The sequence below is a fragment of the Pseudomonas sp. BIGb0558 genome, from assembly GCF_024807515.1.
GTDB classification, from domain to species: Bacteria; Pseudomonadota; Gammaproteobacteria; order Pseudomonadales; family Pseudomonadaceae; genus Aquipseudomonas; species Aquipseudomonas yamanorum_A.
This window is the reverse complement of the sequence record NZ_JANUEW010000002.1, coordinates 164,770-183,273: the sequence shown is the minus strand read 5'-3', so window position 1 is coordinate 183,273 and position 18,504 is coordinate 164,770. Positions and strand designations below refer to the sequence as shown.

Genomic DNA, 18,504 nt, shown 5'->3' with positions numbered 1-18,504 from the left:
CAAGCACAGCACTGGTTTCAGTGCGTCCATCCGTCACAGGTTCGCTCCGACAAAAATCCACCGCCTGGATAGTTGGAGAGCCCGTGATGACTACAAAACTAAAAAACACCGTGCATTTAAGTGAATCGGCCAAGGTCGACTCCGGTTCCGTGCAGCCGTTTACCCGCTCGCAGAAAATCTATGTGCAAGGCACCCGCCCGGACATTCGTGTGCCGATGCGTGAAGTCAGCCTCGACGTGACCCCCACCGACTTCGGCGGCGAAATCAACGCGCCCGTGGTGGTCTACGACACCTCCGGCCCGTACACCGACCCGAATGTGATCATCGACGTGCGCAAAGGCCTGGGCGATGTGCGCTCGCCATGGATCGAATCCCGTGGCGACACCGAGCGCCTGTCGGGCTTGAGCTCGCACTTCGGCCAACAACGCCTGAGCGATGCCGAGCTGACCGCGCTGCGTTTCGCCCACGTGAAAAACCCGCGCCGTGCCAAGGCCGGGGCCAACGTCACCCAAATGCACTACGCCCGTAAAGGCATCATCACCGCCGAGATGGAATACGTCGCCATCCGCGAAAACATGAAGCTGGAAGAGGCCCGTGCCGCCGGCCTGCTGGACCAGCAGCATGCAGGCCACAGCTTCGGCGCCAGCGTGCCGAAAATCATCACTCCGGAATTCGTGCGCGAAGAAATCGCCCGCGGCCGCGCGATCATCCCGGCCAACATCAACCACACTGAACTGGAACCGATGATCATCGGCCGTAACTTCCTGGTGAAGATCAACGGCAACATCGGCAACAGCGCCCTGGGTTCGTCCATCGAAGAAGAAGTGGCGAAACTCACGTGGGGCATTCGCTGGGGTTCGGACACGGTGATGGACCTGTCCACCGGCAAGCACATCCACGAAACCCGCGAGTGGATCATCCGCAACTCACCGGTGCCGATCGGTACCGTGCCGATCTACCAGGCCCTGGAAAAAGTCGGCGGCGCCGCTGAAGACCTGACTTGGGAGCTGTTCCGCGACACCCTGATCGAACAGGCCGAGCAGGGCGTCGACTACTTCACCATCCACGCCGGCGTGCTGCTGCGCTATGTGCCGCTGACCGCCAAGCGTGTCACCGGCATCGTGTCCCGTGGCGGTTCGATCATGGCCAAGTGGTGCCTGGCGCACCACAAAGAGAACTTCACTTACACCCATTTCGACGAAATCTGCGAGATCATGAAGGCCTACGACGTCAGCTTCTCCCTGGGAGATGGCCTGCGCCCGGGTTCGATTGCCGACGCCAACGATGCTGCGCAATTCGGTGAGCTGGAAACCCTCGGCGAACTGACCAAAATCGCCTGGAAGCACGACGTGCAGACCATGATCGAAGGCCCGGGCCACGTGCCGATGCAGTTGATCAAGGAGAACATGGACAAGCAGCTGGAGTGCTGTGACGAGGCGCCGTTCTACACCCTCGGCCCGCTGACCACCGACATTGCGCCTGGATATGACCACATCACTTCCGGTATTGGCGCGGCAATGATCGGCTGGTTCGGTTGCGCGATGCTCTGCTACGTCACGCCGAAGGAGCACTTGGGCCTGCCGAACAAGGATGACGTGAAGACCGGGATCATCACCTACAAGATCGCGGCGCATGCGGCGGATCTCGCGAAAGGCCATCCGGGCGCACAGATTCGCGACAACGCGTTGAGCAAGGCGCGCTTCGAATTCCGCTGGGAAGACCAGTTCAACCTGGGCCTGGACCCGGACACGGCGCGTTCGTACCACGATGAAACCTTGCCGAAGGATTCGGCCAAGGTCGCGCATTTCTGTTCGATGTGCGGGCCCAAATTCTGCTCGATGAAAATCACCCAGGAGGTACGTGAATACGCGGCCAACCAGCGCATTGAAGCGGTGGATGTGGACGTGGCCAAGGGACTGGCGGAGCAGGCGGAGCGGTTCAAGCAGGAAGGCAGCCAGCTGTACAAAAAGGTCTGAATCAGAACTTGTGGCGAGGGAGCTTGCTCCCGCTGGAGTGCGCAGCGCTCCCAGAATCTGGATCGGTGTTTTAACTGACACTCATCAGTTGCAGGTTTTGGGGCGGCTTCGCCGCCCAGCGGGAGCAAGCTCCCTCGCCACAGGGGGCTTTCCTGATTCAAATAATAGTGTCCCTCTGAGATAACACCCTTGAGCATTCAACCCAGCACCTATTCCCCAGACATCGCGGTGCCCAGCGACAAACGCGTCTTCGGCGCCCGCGATCTCTTTTCCCTGTGGTTCTCCCTGGGCATCGGCCTGATGGTCCTGCAAACCGGCGCGCTGTTGGCGCCGGGCCTGGGCCTCTCCGGCTCCTTGCTGGCGATCTTCCTCGGCACCCTGGTGGGCGTGCTGTTGCTGGCCGCCGTCGGCGTGATCGGCAGCGACACCGGCCTGTCTTCCATGGCCGCCCTGAAACTCAGCCTCGGCACCCAGGGCGCCAGTGTGCCGGCGCTGTTGAACCTGCTGCAGCTGATCGGCTGGGGCTCGTTCGAAATCATCGTGATGCGCGACGCCGCCAGCCTGTTGGGCACCCGCGCCTTCAGCGACGGCAGCCTGTTGGCCAACCCGCTGTTCTGGACCCTGGTATTCGGCGCCCTCGCGACCTTGCTCGCCGTCAGCGGCCCGCTGACCTTTGTGCGGCAGATCCTGCGCAAGTGGGGCATCTGGCTGTTGCTGGCCGCCTGCCTGTGGCTGACCTGGAACCTGTTTGCCAAGGCCGACCTGGCCGCACTCTGGGCCCAGGCCGGTGACGGTTCGATGCCATTTGCGGTGGGTTTTGATATCGCTATCGCCATGCCGTTGTCCTGGCTGCCGCTGATTGCCGACTACTCACGCTTCGGCAAACGCGCCAAAAGCGTGTTCGGCGGCACTGCGCTGGGCTTCTTTATCGGTAACTTCTGGCTGATGAGCCTGGGCGTGGCCTACACCCTGGCGTTTGCGCCGAGCGGTGAAGTGAACGCATTGCTGTTGGCATTGGCCGGGGCTGGCCTGGGGATTCCTCTGTTGCTGATCCTGCTGGATGAATCAGAAAACGCCTTCGCCGATATTCACTCGGCGGCCGTGTCCAGCGGGATTCTGTTGCGCTTGAAGGTCGAGCACTTGGCGTTGGCCATCGGCGTTATCTGCACGCTGATTGCCTGCTTCGCACCGTTGGCGCAGTACCAGAACTTCCTGTTGCTGATCGGCTCGGTGTTCGCGCCGCTGTTCGGCGTGGTGCTGGTGGATCACTTCATCCTGCGCCGCCGTGGCCATGGGGTTGCCGCCAAGCTGCGCTGGCCGGCACTGTTGGCCTGGCTCGGCGGGATCAGCACCTATCACCTGCTGGCGAATCTGTACCCGGACGTCGGTGCGACCCTGCCGGCGCTGGTGCTGGCAGGGCTGTTGCACTTCATCCTGGGCCGGGCCTTCAGTGGCGTGCGGGCACCAGCTCAGGCTTGATCACGCCGGTCAGGCGCGCATAGGGGATGGTCATTTCGATCAGCCCCAATGCGTACGGGGCGATGGTGGTGACGTTGTACTTGAGCACCACGCCATTGCTGGTCAGCGCCACATTCGGGGTTTTCTGGAACGGCCAGTTCTTCACGAACTCCGGGTCGCGGTCCATCTGCGAGTTGATCAGCCAGTTGTTGTGGGCGACTTTTGCGGTCTTCCAGAACGCATCCTCCTGGCCCGGCAGCAGCATGTCGGTCAGGCTCAGCTCTTTATGCAGCACGCGTGAATAGTTGATGAAGCCGCGGCCCGGCTCGCCGTGGGCGGTGCCGGTGTCCAGGTAGCTGGAGACTTCGACGATCACCAGTCCGTCATGCTGCTCACGTACCTTGGCCTGCAAGTACATGCTGTTGCGGTCAGGCGACTCACGCAGGAACTGGTCGCGGTAGGCGCTCAGCGTGGCGGGCATAGCCTGGCCTGGCGAGGTGCGGGCCATCTGCAACAGACGCTTTTCGACGATCTGGTCCAATTGCGGCTCGGACGGGAAGTGCACGGTATCGATATTGACCAGCGGGCAATCCGGGCTGCTGCAGCCGGGCTTGATCTGCTCCGAGGCGTCGGCGGTGGTGTCCAGCGGCTTGAGATAGCTCGGTTGGAACAGGCTCTGGCAAGCACCCAGGGTCAAGGCGATACAGGCCACGGAGGCGATTTTTAAAAGCGACATGTGTGTCCTTCATAAATCGAGGAAAGGTGAAAATGTGGAGCTTCGACTCCCGACAGGGCAGTCAGTTCGCCACTAAGCTGATTAGAGTGAGTTTGACGCCCGCCGTCTATCCCGGCAACCGGAAAGGGGCTGCATCAAGGGGCGCGAGCGCGTTAGGATGGCGCGATGTCGAGGCCGCCTCGACACCGCAAGGCAATAAACGAGGGTTGATATGACGGACACAGCGAAATCGACGCCGAGCAAGATCGAAATTGTTCAGCGCGACAATGCCTACACGGGCTTCTACAAATTGGATCGGCTGCAATTGCGGCACGAGAAGTTTGATGGCGGGATGAGCCGTGAGCTCAATCGCGAAGTCTTTGTTCGGCATGACGCCGTGTGCGTGCTGCCCTACGACCCGCAGCGCGATGAAGTGGTGCTGATCGAGCAGTTTCGCGTAGGCGCCATGGGCCGTACCGACAACCCGTGGCTGATCGAAATGGTCGCCGGCCTGATCGATAAAGATGAGCAACCCGAGGAGGTTGCACACCGCGAAGCCGAAGAGGAAGCTGGCCTTACATTCTCCGCACTCTGGCCGATCACCAAGTACTTTCCGTCGCCGGGTGGCAGCACCGAATTTGTCCACTTGTTCCTGGGGCGTTGCGAAAGCGCCGGGGCCGGTGGCGTCCATGGACTGGAAGAGGAAGCCGAAGATATCCGCGTCAGCGTCTGGGCCTTTGAAGACGCCCTGCAAGCGGTACGTGACGGTAAAATTTCCAACGCAGCGAGCATTATTGCCCTGCAATGGCTTGCGCTTAATCGCGTGGAAGTGAGGGGGTTATGGCAGTAAAGGCACGGGAGCGATATCGGGTTGACCTGATCGGGCTGCAAGCAGCCTGCGAGGCCAACTATGCACGGCTGATGCGGCTGCTGCCAGACATGCGCCACACCCCCGAGGCGCGGCGCATCGCCGTCACCCACGGGGACCAGATGCTCGGCGTGCTGACCCTGGAAGTGATCGTGAACTGCCCGTACACCACCACCCTGCGGGTGCGCCAGGAACACAGCCTGCCTTGGCTGCCGGTGCCGCAGCTGGAAGTGCAGGTGTACCACGACGCGCGCATGGCCGAAGTGATCAGCGCCGAACATGCACGACGCTTTCGCAGCATCTATCCTTACCCCAACGTGTTCATGCACCAGCCCGATGAGAAAGCACAGCTCAATGTGTTCCTCGGCGAATGGTTGAGCCACTGCCTGGCCCTGGGCCACGAGTTCGAAGTCGTTCGATAGATGTGAACTGTGTCCGCTTCACGGGTTTCCTCTTTGTGTCCTGCCCCAGCATAATCGCCTCAAATGTCCATTCCTGTGATCACGCCCTGGGAGAACGCCTTGCCGAGCGTATCCGCCTTGAATCCTGACGCTTCGGCGTTGTTGGTGCAGTTGTCCGACAGCCACCTGTTTGCCGAGGCGGACGGCGGGCTGCTGGGCATGAATACCCGCGACAGCCTGCAGCGGGTCATCGAAACGGTGCTGGCGCAGCAGCCGCAGATTGACCTGGTGCTGGCCACCGGGGATTTGTCCCAGGACGGCACGCTTGCGTCCTATCAGGCGTTTCGCGACATGAGCCGGCAGATCGAGGCGCCGGCACGCTGGATTCCGGGGAACCACGATGAGCCGCAGGTGATGCAGCACGCGGCGATCAACAGTGCCTTGCTGGAGCCGGTGGTGGACGTGGGTAACTGGCGCGTTACCTTGCTGGACTCGGCGGTGCCGGGCTCGGTGCCGGGTTACTTGCAGGACCAGCAACTGCAACTGCTGGCACAATCGTTGAGCGAAGCGCCGACTCGTCATCATCTGGTGTGTTTCCACCATCATCCGGTGTCCATCGGTTGCGCCTGGATGGAACCCATCGGCCTGCGCAACCCCGAGGCGTTGTTTGCGGTGCTGGATCGGTTCCCGCAGGTGCGCGCGGTGCTCTGGGGCCATGTGCATCAGGAAATCGACCGCGAACGCAACGGCGTGCGCCTGCTGGCGTCGCCGTCTACCTGCATCCAGTTCGCTCCGGGCAGCGAGGACTTCAAGGTGAGCGAGCAGGCGCCCGGTTACCGCTGGCTGCGCCTGCATGCCGACGGACGGTTGGAGACCGGCGTCGAAAGGGTCCAAGGCTTTGCTTTCCAGGTGGATTACGGTAGCAACGGCTACTGAAATTTCCCTGTAAACTGCGCCTCTTTGGCTGACCCACAGAGGACCCGGAATGTCCGCATCGATCTTGTATATCCACGGTTTCAACAGCGCGCCGGCCTCCAACAAGGCCAGCCAACTGATCACCGTGATGGACAGCCTCGGTCTGGCCGACCAACTGCGCGTGCCGGCCCTGCATCACCACCCCCGCGAGGCGATCCCCCAGTTGGAGGCGGCTATCCGTGACCTCGGAAGGCCACTGCTGGTAGGCAGCTCACTCGGCGGCTACTATGCAACCCATCTTGCCGAGCGCCATGGCCTCAACGCCTTGCTGGTCAACCCGGCGGTCAGCCCTCATCGGATGTTCGACGGTTACCTGGGCACCCAGAAGAACCTCTACACCGATGAGACCTGGGAATTGACCCACGACCACGTCGCGGCCCTGGCCGAGCTGGAAGTGCCGGCGCCCCAGGACGGCCAGCGTTATCAGGTGTGGTTGCAGACCGGCGATGAAACACTGGATTATCGGCTCGCCCAGCAGTATTACCGGGCCTGTGCCTTGCGCATCCAGGCCGGTGGCGATCATGGTTACCAGGGCTTCGCGCAACAGTTACCGGCGCTGTTGAGTTTTGCCGGCATTGGCGCAGATCAGTACCAATCCTTCGATTTCACCGCATTGTGAAACCGCAGGTTACTTTTTAATCGAACGACTCACGACGAGACCCCATGGCCACTCCCAGCGCTAGCTCTTATAACGCCGACGCCATCGAAGTCCTCTCGGGCCTCGACCCGGTGCGCAAACGCCCCGGCATGTACACCGACACCAGTCGGCCGAACCACCTTGCCCAGGAAGTCATCGACAACAGCGTCGACGAAGCCTTGGCCGGGCACGCCAAGTCGGTACAAGTCATCCTTCACGCCGACCATTCCCTGGAAGTGTCCGACGATGGTCGCGGCATGCCGGTGGACATTCACCCGGAAGAGGGTGTGTCGGGCGTCGAGCTGATCCTTACCAAGCTGCACGCCGGTGGCAAGTTCTCCAACAAGAACTACCAGTTCTCCGGTGGCTTGCACGGTGTGGGTATTTCCGTGGTCAACGCCTTGTCGAACCACGTGCGGGTCAAGGTCAAGCGCGACGGCAACGAGTACCAGATGACCTTCGCCGATGGCTACAAAGCCACCGACCTGGAAGTGATCGGCACCGTCGGCAAGCGCAACACCGGCACCAGCGTGTACTTCGCGCCGGACCCGAAATACTTCGACTCACCCAAATTTTCCATCAGCCGCCTCAAGCACGTGCTCAAGGCCAAGGCCGTTTTGTGCCCGGGCCTGCTGGTCAGCTTTGAAGACAAAGGCACCGGCGAAAAGGTCGAGTGGCACTACGAAGACGGCCTGCGCTCCTACCTGGAAGACTCCGTCAGCGACTTCGAACGCCTGCCCAACGAGCCGTTCTGCGGCAGCCTGGCCGGTAATAAAGAAGCCGTGGATTGGGCCTTGCTGTGGCTGCCGGAAGGCGGCGACAGCGTCCAGGAAAGCTACGTCAACCTGATCCCGACCGCCCAGGGCGGCACCCACGTCAACGGGTTGCGCCAGGGCCTGCTGGACGCCATGCGCGAATTCTGCGAATACCGCAGCCTGCTGCCGCGTGGTGTGAAGCTGGCGCCGGAAGACGTCTGGGAGCGGATCGCGTTCGTCCTGTCGATGAAAATGCAGGAGCCGCAATTCTCCGGCCAGACCAAGGAACGCCTGTCGTCCCGCGAGGCCGCTGCGTTTGTTTCCGGGGTGGTCAAGGACGCGTTCAGCCTGTGGCTCAACGAACACCCTGAATTGGGCCTGGCCCTGGCGGAGCTGGCAATCAACAACGCCGGCCGCCGCCTGAAGGCCAGCAAGAAAGTCGAGCGCAAGCGCATTACCCAGGGCCCGGCACTCCCGGGCAAACTGGCGGACTGCGCCGGGCAAGACCCGATGCGTTCTGAACTGTTCCTGGTGGAAGGTGATTCCGCCGGTGGTTCCGCCAAGCAAGCGCGGGACAAGGAATTCCAGGCGATCCTGCCGCTGCGCGGCAAGATCCTCAACACCTGGGAAGTCGACGGCAGCGAAGTGCTGGCCAGCCAGGAAGTGCACAACATCGCCGTGGCCATCGGTGTCGACCCGGGCGCGGCGGACATGAGCCAGCTGCGCTACGGCAAGATCTGCATCCTCGCCGACGCCGACTCCGACGGCTTGCACATCGCGACCTTGCTTTGCGCGCTGTTCGTCCAGCATTTCCGTCCGTTGGTGGATGCCGGTCACGTCTACGTCGCCATGCCGCCGCTGTACCGCATCGACTTGGGCAAAGAGATTTTCTACGCCCTGGACGAAGCCGAGCGCGATGGCATTCTCGACCGCCTGGTGGCCGAGAAGAAACGCGGCAAGCCTCAGGTCACCCGATTCAAAGGTCTGGGTGAGATGAACCCGCCGCAACTGCGGGAAACCACCATGGACCCGAACACTCGGCGCCTGGTGCAATTGACCCTGGAAGATTTCGCCGCCACGTCGGAAATGATGGACATGTTGCTGGCGAAGAAACGTGCGCCGGATCGCAAGAACTGGCTGGAGTCCAAGGGCAACCTGGCCGAGGTTCTGGGCTGATGCGCAGCGGTTTCGCCCTGGCGATTCTGTTGTTGAGCGGGTTGGCGGCCACCCAGGTGGTCGCAGCGCCTGCGGCTGAGCTGAAGTTGTTGTCGGAACACCCGGTGGAAGGCATGCGCGGCGGTAACCTGTCGGGCCTGGCCTTGTGCGGTAAAGACTTGTGGACGGTGTCCGACCGCGACGACGACCAGATCTACCGGCTGGATATCAGTGCCGATACCTGGCAGGCCGAAACGGTGAAGATCAATGTGCCGCCGGTGCCGGAGTCCGGGTTGCCCTTTGGTTTGCGTTCGCGCACCAAGGCAGCTTCGTTGATTCGGGGTGGTGACCTGGATTTTGAGGGCATCAGCTGCGATGCCGCGGGTAACCGCTACATCGTCAGCGAAGCCCACGCGGCGGTGCTGCAGGTGCCGGTGGCCGGTGAGCCTGAGTGGCTGAAGATCGCCCCGGGCATGGTTCGTGAAGCGCGGGCCAGTGGCTTGTTGCTGCACTTCAATGCGTTGTTTGAAGGCCTGGCGGTGAACCCCGAGGGCAATCAGATCTGGTTGGCCGCCGAGCGTGAGCGGCGTGGGTTGATTTCCATCAAGCGCCCGCAAACCCTCTGGGATTGTGACGGCGCTTGCGTATTGTTGAGCGAGGCGGGCACCGAGATGCAGCCGGCACAGATGCCCAAGGCCAAGGCAGTTTCGCGGAATTTCTCTGACGTTGCGCTGTTCGAGGGCAAGCTGTTTACCCTCGAAAGCAGCCAGTTCCAGTTGTGCCGTCGTGACACCGTGACGGCGAAGGTCGAGCAATGCTGGTCCTACGCCGATGAAATGCTGGCGCCGCAACGCCAATACAATCAGCCCTACGGCCTGGCCGAAGCGTTGGTGGTGGATAGCGAGGGTGCCTGGATTGGCCTGGATAACAACTTCGGCGCACGCGCCGATGGCGAAAAGCGGCCGGTGGTCTATCGTTTCGCCGCCCCTGCGGGTGGCTGGAGCGCCAAGCCATGAGTGCGCAGGCGCCCGGCAAGCGCGCCGGACGAGTGTTGATGTTCGTGGCATGGGGCGCCGGATTGTTTTTGGCAACACGGTTTTTTGGGCAGTGGGAAAAGCATCAGGAAAATCCCAATGCCGTGGTGACCTCGGAACAGCACGAGGGTTATGTCGAAGTAAAACTGCTGGGCAACGGCCAAGGGCATTTTGTGGCTACTGGCCAGATCAACGGCCGGCCGGTGGAGTTCATGCTCGACACCGGGGCCACCGACGTGGCGGTTCCGGCCGAATTGGCCGACCGTCTCGGGCTTAAGCGCGGCATGCCGGTTGGCGTGAGCACTGCCAACGGGCGAACCCAAGGTTTTCGGACCGAGCTGGGCCGCCTGCAACTGGGCGATATCGTCCTGCAGGACGTGCGTGCCCTGGTGGTGCCGGGGCTGGGCGATGACCAGGTATTGCTGGGCATGAGTGCATTGAAACAACTTGAATTTACCCAGCGCAGCGGCACCTTGCTGCTGCGCCAGACCAAACAATGATGAGGCCCGCATGAGTGACATCCTTGCAGACAGCTTAGACGGCGTTGAACGCCGGTCGCTGGCTGACTTCACCGAAAATGCCTACCTCAACTACTCCATGTACGTGATCATGGACCGTGCCTTGCCGCATATCGGCGACGGCCTGAAGCCCGTACAGCGGCGCATTATCTATGCGATGAGTGAGTTGGGCCTGGACGCTGACTCCAAGCACAAGAAGTCGGCGCGTACCGTCGGTGACGTGCTCGGCAAGTTCCACCCCCACGGCGACTCGGCGTGCTACGAAGCCATGGTGCTGATGGCCCAGCCGTTCAGCTACCGCTACACGCTGGTGGACGGCCAGGGTAACTGGGGTGCGCCGGATGATCCCAAGTCCTTCGCGGCAATGCGTTACACCGAAGCACGCCTGTCGCGGTATTCGGAAGTGCTGCTCAGCGAACTCGGCCAGGGTACGGCCAACTGGGGCCCGAACTTCGACGGCACCCTCGACGAACCGCTGGTGTTGCCTGCACGTTTGCCGAACATCCTGCTCAATGGCACCACCGGCATCGCCGTGGGCATGGCCACTGACGTACCGCCTCACAACCTGCGGGAAGTGGCCACCGCGTGCGTGCGCTTGCTGGACGAGCCGAAGGCGACCGTGGAGCAGCTCTGCGAGCATATCCAGGGCCCGGATTACCCGACCGAAGCTGAAATCATCACGCCTCGCGCCGACCTGCTGAAAATCTACCAGACCGGTAAAGGCTCGGTGCGCATGCGCGCCGTGTACCACATCGAAGACGGCGACATCATTGTCACCGCGCTGCCGCACCAGGTGTCCGGCGCCAAGGTGCTGGAGCAGATCGCCGCGCTGATGCAGGCCAAGCCGTCGAAGCTGCCGCAAGTGGCCGACCTGCGTGACGAGTCCGATCACGAAAACCCATGCCGCATCGTGATCATCCCGACCAACAGCCGGGTCGACCATGAAGTGCTGATGCAGCACTTGTTCGCCAGCACCGAGCTGGAATCCAGCTACCGGGTCAACATCAATATCATTGGCCTCGACGGCAAGCCGCAGTTGAAGAACCTGCGGGCATTGCTGGTGGAATGGCTGGAGTTCCGGGTACAGACCGTGCGTCGTCGCCTGCAATTCCGCCTGGACAAGGTCGAGCGCCGCCTGCACCTGTTGGACGGCTTGCTGATTGCCTATCTCAACCTGGATGAAGTGATCCATATCATCCGGACCGCCGAGCACCCGAAGGCCGAGCTGATCGCGCGTTTCGAGCTCAGCGAAATCCAGGCCGACTACATCCTCGACACCCGTCTGCGTCAGTTGGCACGCCTCGAAGAAATGAAGCTGCGTGACGAACAGGACGCGCTGCTCAAGGAGCAAGCCAAGCTCCAGGCCCTGCTGGGCAGCGAGGCCAAGCTGAAGAAGCTGGTGCGCACCGAGCTGATCAAGGACGCCGAAACCTATGGCGACGACCGCCGCTCGCCGATCGTCGAGCGCGCCGAAGCCAAGGCCCTGACCGAAACCGAGCTGCTGCCCAACGAGAAAATTACCGTCGTTCTGTCGGAAAAGGGTTGGGTTCGCTCAGCCAAAGGGCATGATATTGACGCCACTGGCTTGTCGTACAAGGCCGGCGATGGTTTCAAAACCTCCGCGGCCGGGCGTTCCAACCAGTTTGCGGTGTTTATCGACTCCACCGGTCGCAGCTATTCGGTACCGGCGCACACCTTGCCGTCAGCACGGGGGCAGGGCGAGCCGTTGACCGGGCGCCTGACACCGCCGCCGGGAGCGAATTTTGAATGCGTGCTGCTGCCGGACGATGATTCGCTGTACGTCATCGCCTCCGATGCCGGCTACGGGTTCGTGGTCAAGGGTGAAGACCTGCAGGCCAAGAACAAGGCGGGCAAGGCGTTGCTGAGCCTGCCGAACAACGCCAAGGTGATCCTGCCGCGTACGGTGGAAGACCGTGAAGGCAATTGGCTTGCATCGGTGACCACTGAAGGTCGCCTGTTGGTGTTCAAGATCAGTGACTTGCCGCAGTTGGGCAAAGGCAAGGGCAACAAGATTATTGGTATTCCCGGGGAGCGGGTGGCCAGTCGCGAAGAGTACGTGACCGACATCGCAGTGATCCCGGAAGGCTCGACCCTGGTGCTGCAGGCCGGCAAGCGCACGTTGTCGCTGCGCCCTGACGACCTCGAGCACTACAAGGGTGAGCGGGGTCGTCGCGGCAACAAACTGCCGCGCGGCTTCCAGCGAGTGGACGCATTACTGGTGGAAACGCCCGTTTAACGCGATATAGAGCGCCCGATCTACGATTTAACCCGTAGATCGACGCTTTCGCGCTGGAGTCACGGCGCATATTCACGGATGATATGGCCTTTCCAGCGCCGGCGTGGCTGAGCGCGTACAGGTTATTTTTGAGTATTACATTGTGGTTCGCCTTGTGGCAGCCACCTGGATGGGATGATGACTGCTCCGCGCCTTCCTTTAATTTTGTTGCTCGCTGGTCTTTTGGGCCTGGCGGGTTGCAGCACACATCAACCTGTGTCGCTGTATCAGCTGGACAGTGGAAGTCCGGCTCAGCCTGCACAAAGTGCCGGCATGGCCGTATTGCTCGGCCCGGTGGTAGTGGCCGACTACCTGCAACGCGAAACCCTGCTGCAACGTCAGAACGACGGCAGCCTGCAAGGTTCCACCGATGGTCGCTGGGCCGGTAGCCTGTCGTCCGACATCAATCAGTTGATGTTGCGCCAGGTGGCTGGCCATCTGGACAGCCAGCGGGTGGTATTGGCGCCGGCACCGACGGGTTTCACCCCGGACGTGCAGGTTTTGCTGACCATCACGCGGCTGGACTCGGGCGTGTCCCAGCCGGCGATCCTGGATGCACAGTGGCGGTTGATCGACCGTCGCGGCCAGGTGCGGGATAACCGCATCGTGCATTTGCAGGAAGAACACTCCGGCACCACGGCGTCCCAGGTTCAGGCCCAGGGCGTCCTGTTGCAGAACCTGGCACAGCAGTTGTCCGTGGCCCTCAAGCCATTGGCCAATCAGCCGGCGGTTGCAGAGGCGCCACGCAAACAGGCGCCGGCGCAGGCCAAGCCGGCAGCTCCGGAGAAGCCGAAGATGCCGATGGCCGTGCCGATTCGTACCGATATGGAAGTGTTCAGGTTCTGACCTGACACACCAACGAAAAGGCCCACTGCAGGAGCGAGCTTGCTCGCGAAAAACACAAGAGCGACACGTTTTCTCAGTAAGCCTGCGTAATCGTTGACGATCTTCGCGAGCAAGCTCGCTCCTACAGAGAGCCATAAAAAAGCCCGCCAATGAGTGATCATTGGCGGGCTTTTTATTGGCTCAAGGTTAGTTCTTTGCCCGCGTCTCATGCATCCGCGCCAGTTGGCGCTCAAGCATCGACGGGTAAGGCTCCATCAACCGCTCCACACAGCACGCACCTTCAGGGCTGGCAATCGGGCGGATCCGCGCACGCTGGCGGATCAGTACGTCGTCACTGATCTTGCGCTCCACCAGCAGCAGGTTGCGGCTGTGTTGCGACAAGGCCAGGGCGTCCTGGGCGATCTCGGTCAGCAGCAGATCAATCTGGCTCATGCCATACAGGTCGTCGCCCACCGTCAGGCCCAATTGCAGCTGCAGGGTGATGCCGCTGTCAGCCACTTCGATCTGCAGCGCATGGCCGAGGGCCCGCAGCAGTTCACCGCAGCAGATGGCGTTGGTCAGGTAATCTTCACCGCTGTCTTCGCTGTGGAACAGCATCAGCGTGCTGCCGTCGTTCAGGGTGTGCAGCTCGCTCTGATACAGCGAGGCCGCCTGGTCGAGGCAATCACGATAACGTTCCAGCAACTCGGTCAGGCGTGCCCGTGGCAGGCGGCGCAGTTGATCCTGCGCGCCCAACTGCACGGCCAATACGGCGCTGTGCTGGGGCTGGGTATTTCGCACCGGAGCCGGTTGCGGCGCAACGGCGGTGGTTGGCGCTGAATTGTCGCGAAGGTCGGCGAACGGGTCTTCTTCGTCCAGTTCGTCTTCTTCTGCCTTGATCACATGACGGGCAGCCGGCTTGAGGCCCGCCACCGGTGCTGACTCGTCGAAGCTCGGGTCGCGCAGGTTGCGTACTTCAAACTCGGGTTCGTCGTCTTCGTAATCGGTATCGTCGAACTCGGGCTCGGGTTCAACCTCGGGCACCACAGGCTCCGGCGCGAAGCTGGTGTGCAATTGGCGGGCGAGGTCGCCGATTTCGTCCTGGCGGTCGGTGGCCGGGGTATGTTCGTCGATATCCCGCAGCCAGATGCGCAGTTGCATCAGTGGCGTGGAGATATGCCGGCCCAGGCGCAGGCTCAAGGCCAGGGACAGTGCCAGCAGGATTGCGCTCAGGATGCCCATGCTTTGCAGGCTGATGGTCATCGGCTGCTGGAACTGTTGCATGTCCAGGCTGATGCGCAGTTGGCCGGCCTTCACGTCCTGAAACGTGATATTGCTCTGGTACAGGCCTTCGGCTTCACCCAGCAGGCCGTTTTTCGGGCGCTGCCCGGCTTCGGCCATGATCCGGTTGTCCACGCTATAAATAGCGGCGTGGGCCACCAGCGGGTTCTTGGTCAGGTTGTTGAGCAGCACGTTGAGGCTGAGGATGTCATTGGACACCAACAACTCAGTCGCCGAGGTGGCGGTCTGGGTGGTCAGGCTCTCGCCCAGGGCGTCGGCTTGCTCGTGCATGGCCTGTTTGAACTGCAAACCCATCACGCAGGCGTAGATGACCAGGGCCAGGGCGACCAGGATCACGTTATGGCTGGCGATGCGTAATGCGATCGGTACACGGCGGTGGCGCAGTGCCCGGAAGATCAGCAGGAAGAAGTTATCGGTTTTTACTGGCGTGGGCCGGTTCACTTAAGCTCGGCTCTTTAGTCCGTGAAGTTGACGCGCAGTATAGCGACAGGCCCAAGACCGGCAAAGCGCTGGCTGTGCCCGATGGTCACTGAAAGTGGGTAGAATGCGGTTTTTTTCCAGCTCGGGGGTGCGCTTTGCGCGAAATTGTCCTGATTAACATCACCGGTGAGGACCGTCCGGGTCTCACCGCCGCCATAACCGGTGTTCTGGCCCAGGGTGGTGTGAACATTCTCGACATCGGCCAGGCGGTGATTCACGACACGCTGTCGTTCGGCATCCTGGTGGAAATCCCAAGCACCGAGCAGGCGTCGTCCGTGCTCAAGGACATCCTGTTTACGGCGTATAAGCTGGATCAGCAGGTGCGTTTCACCCCGGTGTCCGAAGAGGACTACCAGAGCTGGGTCGCCGGCCAGGGCAAGAAACGCCATATCGTGACGCTGTTGACCCGCAAGGTGACGGCGGAACAATTGCAGCGTGTCAGTTCGATTACCGCCCAGTACGGTTTGAATATCGACCATATTGACCGTCTGTCGGGTCGTATGCCGCTGGACACCCCGGCGGACAAAGGCAAGGGCTGCATCGAGTTCTCCGTGCGCGGCGAACCGGCGGACCCACAGGCTTTACGTGCTGAATTCCTGAGCGTTGCCCAGGAGCTGAATGTCGATATCGCCTTCCAGGAGGATTCGCTGTTCCGTCGCAATCGCCGCCTGGCGGTGTTCGACATGGACTCGACGCTGATCGAAGCCGAAGTCATCGATGAATTGGCCAAGGCTGCCGGCGTGGGTGAGCAAGTTTCGGAAATCACCGAGCGGGCCATGGCCGGCGAGCTGGATTTCCGTGCCAGCTTCAAGGAGCGCCTGGCCTTGCTCAAAGGCCTGGATGTGAGCGTGCTGGACTCCATCGGCGCCTCCCTGCGCCTGACCGAAGGCGCCGAGACCCTGTTCGCCGAACTCAAGCGCCTGGGTTACAAGACGGCGATCCTGTCGGGCGGCTTCACCTACTTCGCCAAGCAATTGCAGGCCAAGCTGGGCATCGACTATGTGTTCGCCAACGAGCTGGAAGTGGTGGACGGCAAGGTGACAGGCGTGGCGGTAGAGCCGATTGTCGACGCTCAGCGTAAAGCGGATCTGCTGCGGGAATTGGCACACAAGGAAGGGTTGCGTCTGGAGCAGACCATTGCGGTCGGCGACGGGGCGAACGACTTGCCAATGCTGGCGATTGCCGGGTTGGGTGTGGCGTTCCGGGCGAAGCCGCTGGTCAAGCAATCGGCCAAGCAGGCGATTTCGACCCTGGGGCTGGATGGGGTGTTGTACCTGTTGGGCTTCCGCGACCGTGACGGTCAGCTCTAGTACAAACACTTTATAGGAGCCGGCTTGCCGGCGATGGCGTCCTCAAGATCGCATCGCCGGCAAGCCAGCTCCTACAGAGGTCGTAGTCAGGCTTTCGGCAGCGCGATGCCCTGGCCCATCTGCACTGGCGTGCCCGCCAGCAGTTCTTCCGACCATTTCACCTGGTCCGGCCCAAACAGCACGATGGCTGTCGAACCCAGCTTGAAGCGTCCCAGTTCCGCACCTTTTTCCAGGTGGATCGGGCCACGGGCGGCTTCGTCGTAGCGGAAGGTTTTCAGCTCGCGCTTCGGCGGCGTTACCAGGCCAGCCCATACGGTCTCGATCGACGCCACGATCATCGCGCCCACCAGTACCACGGCCATCGGGCCGCGTTCGGTGTCGAAAATGCAGGCAACACGCTCGTTACGTGCAAACAGCTCCGGCACGTTTTCGGCGGTGGTCTGGTTCACCGAGAAGATGCGGCCCGGGATGTAGACCATTTCCCGCAGGGTGCCGGCCAGTGGCATGTGCACCCGGTGGTAGTCCTTTGGCGACAGGTAGATGGTGGCGAAATCGCCGCCCATGAACGGCGCAGCCACCGCCGAATCACCGCCGAGCAATTCCAGTACGCTGAAGCTGTGGCCCTTGGCCTGGAACACCCGGCCGTGCTCAATCGGGCCCAACTGGCTGACGGCGCCATCGGCCGGGCTCAATACGGCGCCTGGGGTTTGATCCAGTGGCCGGGCACCGTCTTTCAGCGCGCGGGTGAAGAAGGCGTTGAAGTGCTCGTAAGCCGTCAGGTCTTCAACCAGGGCCTGGGACATGTCCACTTGATAACGCTTGGCGAACCACGCGGTGAACGCATTCTTGAACCAGCGCACGCGGCATTCGGCAATGCAGCCGGCCAGCCGCGACAGCAGGTGGTGGGGCAGCAAGTACTGGCTGAGGATGAACAACTGCTTTTTCATTAACTGTCCTTAAACCTTAAATCTCGACGGGGGTGTCGGGGTGGTTGCCCCATTCGCCCCAGGAACCGGCATAACCTTTGACTCGCGGATAACCGAGCGCCTTGGCCACCAGGTAGGTGAAGCCAGAACGGTGGTGAGTCTGGCAGTGGGTGATGATTTCTTTGCCCTTGGTCAGCCCGAGGTCTTCGAGGATCTGCGGCATGTCGCGGCGAATGCGCAGTTGGCGTGCCTTGTCCATGCCGGCGGTCCATTCGAAGTTCACCGCGCCCGGGATGTGACCCCCTTTGGCCGCGAGGACTTTCTCCCCGGAGTATTCCAGCGGGCCGCGGGCGTCCCAGATGCCGAGGTCGGCAGCGCCGAGGCGGCTTTGCAGGTACTCGCGGGTAGCGGTGGGTTCTTCATGCAGTGTCAGGCTGACCGGGCCGCCGGCGCTGGCCGGGACCTCAGTGGATACGGGGTGTTGTTCTTCCAGCCACGCCAGCAGGCCGCCGTCGAGGTAGTGGTATTTCTTGTGGCCGATCACATCGAGCATCCAGATGAATCGGCCGGCCCAGCCACCGCCTTCGTCGTCGTACACCACGTAGGTGGCATCCGGGGTGTGGCCCAGTTCGCCGAACAGCTTTTCAAGGTCGGCTTTGTTCGGTAGCAGGCCCGGCGCCGGCGCCTGTCCCAGTTGGGTGCGCTTGGGGTCGACGAAACGTGCGCCGGGGATATGCCCTTCGGCGTAACGCGCGGCGCTGGTGAGGTCCACCAGAATCAGATGTTCGGCATCGAGGCGACCGAGCAGGTCACTGGCCTCGATGACCAGCGGCAAGCCAGAGAAGTCAGGCATGTGAGGTCTCCTGGGCATAA

General features: G+C 61.7%; 16 protein-coding genes. 12 read left to right on the top strand and 4 right to left on the bottom strand.

Translation table 11 applies throughout. From position 1 onward, the window contains the following. Positions 1-86: 86 nt before the first annotated feature. A complete protein-coding gene (gene thiC, locus M2400_RS04175) occupies positions 87-1,976 on the top strand; it encodes a phosphomethylpyrimidine synthase ThiC (RefSeq protein WP_177041244.1) in 1,890 nt (629 codons plus the stop codon). 189 nt (positions 1,977-2,165) lie between these two features. Continuing rightward, on the top strand, positions 2,166-3,455 hold the full coding sequence (gene cytX, locus M2400_RS04170) for a putative hydroxymethylpyrimidine transporter CytX (protein WP_259195282.1): 1,290 nt from the start codon (positions 2,166-2,168) through the stop codon (positions 3,453-3,455). Here the strand turns inward: cytX and M2400_RS04165 are convergent. Continuing rightward, complete coding sequence (locus M2400_RS04165; RefSeq protein WP_177041247.1) at positions 3,424-4,170, bottom strand: RsiV family protein; 747 nt, start codon at positions 4,168-4,170, stop codon at positions 3,424-3,426. The two genes, cytX and M2400_RS04165, sit on opposite strands and share 32 nt — an antisense overlap. A gap of 211 nt (positions 4,171-4,381) precedes the next feature. Between M2400_RS04165 and M2400_RS04160 the strand changes: the two genes are divergently transcribed. The 9 genes from M2400_RS04160 to M2400_RS04120 all read left to right on the top strand — a co-directional run bounded on the left by M2400_RS04160 (position 4,382) and on the right by M2400_RS04120 (position 13,634). After that, positions 4,382-4,999: an NUDIX domain-containing protein gene (locus M2400_RS04160; RefSeq protein WP_259195283.1), complete on the top strand. Its 618-nt coding sequence runs from the start codon at positions 4,382-4,384 to the stop codon at positions 4,997-4,999. Next, positions 4,990-5,439: a DUF1249 domain-containing protein gene (locus M2400_RS04155; protein WP_003209507.1), complete on the top strand. Its 450-nt coding sequence runs from the start codon at positions 4,990-4,992 to the stop codon at positions 5,437-5,439. Before M2400_RS04160 ends, M2400_RS04155 begins: the two co-directional genes overlap by 10 nt. Before the next feature lie 99 nt (positions 5,440-5,538). Next, the gene (gene cpdA, locus M2400_RS04150; RefSeq protein WP_259195370.1) at positions 5,539-6,354 is read left to right on the top strand and encodes a 3',5'-cyclic-AMP phosphodiesterase; all 816 of its coding nucleotides are present in this window, start codon (positions 5,539-5,541) and stop codon (positions 6,352-6,354) included. Positions 6,355-6,403: 49 nt separating this feature from the next. After that, positions 6,404-7,012 carry a YqiA/YcfP family alpha/beta fold hydrolase gene (locus tag M2400_RS04145; RefSeq protein WP_177041252.1) on the top strand — a complete coding sequence of 203 codons (609 nt, stop codon included), beginning with the start codon at positions 6,404-6,406 and terminating at the stop codon, positions 7,010-7,012. A 44-nt stretch (positions 7,013-7,056) separates the two neighbouring features. Continuing rightward, positions 7,057-8,961, top strand: a complete 1,905-nt coding sequence (parE, locus tag M2400_RS04140) for a DNA topoisomerase IV subunit B (RefSeq protein WP_177041254.1) — start codon at positions 7,057-7,059, stop codon at positions 8,959-8,961. Continuing rightward, complete coding sequence (locus M2400_RS04135; protein WP_259195284.1) at positions 8,961-9,956, top strand: esterase-like activity of phytase family protein; 996 nt, start codon at positions 8,961-8,963, stop codon at positions 9,954-9,956. Before parE ends, M2400_RS04135 begins: the two co-directional genes overlap by 1 nt. Then, positions 9,953-10,474 (top strand): TIGR02281 family clan AA aspartic protease, encoded by a 522-nt coding sequence (locus tag M2400_RS04130; RefSeq protein ID WP_177041258.1) that lies wholly within the window; start codon positions 9,953-9,955, stop codon positions 10,472-10,474. The genes M2400_RS04135 and M2400_RS04130 overlap by 4 nt, the downstream gene beginning before the upstream one ends. 10 nt (positions 10,475-10,484) lie before the next feature. Beyond that, entirely contained in the window at positions 10,485-12,749 is a 2,265-nt protein-coding gene (gene parC / locus M2400_RS04125; RefSeq protein WP_169386512.1) for a DNA topoisomerase IV subunit A, read from the top strand. Between the two features lie 177 nt (positions 12,750-12,926). After that, a complete protein-coding gene (locus tag M2400_RS04120) occupies positions 12,927-13,634 on the top strand; it encodes a membrane integrity-associated transporter subunit PqiC (RefSeq protein ID WP_177041260.1) in 708 nt (235 codons plus the stop codon). Positions 13,635-13,820: 186 nt separating this feature from the next. Here M2400_RS04120 and M2400_RS04115 read toward each other — a convergent pair whose 3' ends face one another. Next, positions 13,821-15,356 carry an AhpA/YtjB family protein gene (locus M2400_RS04115; RefSeq protein WP_177076140.1) on the bottom strand — a complete coding sequence of 512 codons (1,536 nt, stop codon included), beginning with the start codon at positions 15,354-15,356 and terminating at the stop codon, positions 13,821-13,823. Positions 15,357-15,490: 134 nt separating this feature from the next. Here M2400_RS04115 and serB point away from each other — a divergent pair, with 134 nt between their 5' ends. Continuing rightward, the gene (serB, locus tag M2400_RS04110; RefSeq protein ID WP_003217536.1) at positions 15,491-16,705 is read left to right on the top strand and encodes a phosphoserine phosphatase SerB; all 1,215 of its coding nucleotides are present in this window, start codon (positions 15,491-15,493) and stop codon (positions 16,703-16,705) included. Positions 16,706-16,791: 86 nt separating this feature from the next. On the opposite strand, the gene asd is transcribed toward serB, so the two are convergent. Both asd and M2400_RS04100 read right to left on the bottom strand, forming a co-directional pair. Continuing rightward, on the bottom strand, positions 16,792-17,652 hold the full coding sequence (gene asd, locus M2400_RS04105; protein WP_177076142.1) for an archaetidylserine decarboxylase: 861 nt from the start codon (positions 17,650-17,652) through the stop codon (positions 16,792-16,794). Between the two features lie 16 nt (positions 17,653-17,668). Then, a complete protein-coding gene (locus M2400_RS04100; protein WP_177120449.1) occupies positions 17,669-18,484 on the bottom strand; it encodes a rhodanese-like domain-containing protein in 816 nt (271 codons plus the stop codon). Positions 18,485-18,504: the final 20 nt, after the last annotated feature.